This is a genomic window from Aeromonas sp. MaB10011B (assembly GCF_017939325.1).
GTDB lineage: Bacteria > Pseudomonadota > Gammaproteobacteria > Enterobacterales > Aeromonadaceae > Aeromonas > Aeromonas caviae.
This window is the reverse complement of the sequence record NZ_JAGKRK010000061.1, coordinates 1-293: the sequence shown is the minus strand read 5'-3', so window position 1 is coordinate 293 and position 293 is coordinate 1. Positions and strand designations below refer to the sequence as shown.

The following is a 293-nucleotide window of genomic DNA, read 5'->3' as shown; positions in this document are numbered from 1 at the left end:
GCTTCAGCGGTGCCATGCTGCGCCCTTCGCCGTCGATCCACCACGGCACCCGCAGCTCGGGCGCCTGTTGAATGCACCGGGATTGCATCACCATCTCCTCAGGAAAAAAACAGACACACCGGGTCGGCCCGCCCACTGGCGCGCCGACCCCCACCGTTCTTGAGCGTTGGCCGTCAGCCGATCTCGCGTCGCGGCAGCTTCCAGCCCGCACGGGGGTAGTGGCAGGTGTAGCCGTTGGGGTGCTTGACCAGGTAGTCCTGATGCTCGGGCTCGGCCTCCCAGAACGGCCCCGC

At 67.6% G+C, this 293-nt stretch carries 1 pseudogene; it reads right to left on the bottom strand.

Annotated elements, in window-relative coordinates:
* Positions 1 to 173: 173 nt before the first annotated feature.
* Positions 174 to 293: pseudogene (locus J9893_RS13965) on the bottom strand (peptide-methionine (S)-S-oxide reductase); the annotation flags it as partial.